This window comes from Halpernia humi (assembly GCF_900108025.1).
Lineage (GTDB): Bacteria > Bacteroidota > Bacteroidia > Flavobacteriales > Weeksellaceae > Halpernia > Halpernia humi.
Window position 1 is genome coordinate 1 of record NZ_FNUS01000011.1, and the last position, 1,639, is coordinate 1,639.

2 protein-coding genes are annotated in these 1,639 nt (G+C 28.2%); both read left to right on the top strand.

Features of this window, described 5'->3' with window-relative positions:
* Positions 1-247: hypothetical protein (locus C4S29_RS14865; RefSeq protein ID WP_221405547.1), on the top strand; the 247-nt coding region annotated here is incomplete at its 5' end.
* A gap of 236 nt (positions 248-483) precedes the next feature.
* Positions 484-1,356, top strand: coding sequence for a transposase (locus C4S29_RS14630; protein ID WP_233740570.1), 873 nt, complete (start codon positions 484-486; stop codon positions 1,354-1,356).
* Positions 1,357-1,639 lie beyond the last annotated feature (283 nt).

The window sequence follows — 1,639 nt, forward strand, 5'->3', positions numbered from 1 at the left end:
ACATACTAAAAATTTAATAATTTTAAGTGGTAAAAAATACTTTTTAAAAAAGTCTTTTTGTAACGAAACAAATAAATATTTTATAAATAAAGGAATGTTATTGATTGGTTTGCGAATTTTACTTTTTATCTTTCTTATTATTCCGTATTTTGGTTTTGCACAGAAAAAAGGATGGGATTCTGCCATTAAAAATGATATTTATATAGAAAAAGGCGCTTCAGTTTATTTCTTCCGATCAAAATTGTAATAAAATTGTAAGTACTAAAAGTGAAGGTAAATGGCATAAGATTGAAAAATAGTTGGTGAAATCCTCGTAAAACGTTACTGATAAGTTATTTGAATAAGGTTTTATGAAAAGTGTTTTATAAAACTTTTTCTTTGTACTAAAAATAGTAAAAAAAAAGCGTTGCTGGAGTTGTGGAAGTCTGGAAGTAATTCGGTGGGGAAAATAACAAGGAAAACAGAGATTTAAGTGTATAAATTGTGGAATTTTTTTTCACACAAAACAGACCAGAACAAAAGATAAGAAATCGATTTATTTGGTTCAAAAAATGGGCTCTGGAAAGACAAACTTACAAGACACTTTGTAGAGACAGTGGATATTCAAAAGATACGCTACAACGTACTTTTTACAAGATTTTAGAAAGTTCACCAGTTCTCAAAATCATCAAAAGAGATCATGTGAATCTCAGAATGGATGGTACTTATTTCGCAAAATTTTGTTTGGTCGCTTATCAAGATAATTTTGATGGATATACGCAATTGATCCGGTTTACAGATGGAGAACATTTTGAAGAAGTGAAAGAAGATTTAACCAATCTTTTATTGTTGGGTGTAAAATTAGAAAGCATTACCAGTAATGGTGATAAAAGCGTTTTGAAAGCCATTAAGAAAACAGATGAAAATATCATTATTCAAAGATGCTTGGTTCATATTCAAAGAATGTGCTTAATCTGGCTTACCAAATTTTCAAAACATTTAGCAGGACAAGAACTTAGAAAACACGTTCTGATTTTACTCAAAATAAAAACGCATAATGATAGAATTTGGTGGATAAAAAATCTGAATCTTTGGCATGAAAAACATAAAGATTACATCAATGAAAAGACTATCAACCTTGAAACACAAAGATATTGGTACACTCACAAATTCCTCAGAAGGTCTTATTTTACTATAAAAAGAGCGTTGCCAAACATGTTTCATTACATCGATAATCCAAGTATTCCAAAAACGACAAATGGAATTGAAGGATATTTTAGTCATTTAAAAAATCATTTAGATCTTCATCGAGGTTTGACTTTAAAAAATAGAATCAATTTTATCAAATGGTACGTGTATTTTTCTAACGAAAAATGAAGTTTTTTTAGCCATAAAGTTCATCCGATAATTTATAGAAAAAGGGTGAGAAAAATCTCACCCTAAAACTATCGTTTTGAACATTAATCCTATTGCTGAAAAGTTGGTCTTCACCAGAGCTATTTTCCTCTTCAGATTAACAAGTGAATATTACAAAATATTTTTATAAAATCCACCAACTATTTTTCAGTACATTACCTAAATTTTTATTTAGAACAAATTCTCATGTAAAGCAAAAATGGAATTTCATAAATTCCTAAATTACTTTTTTTAAGAATTAATA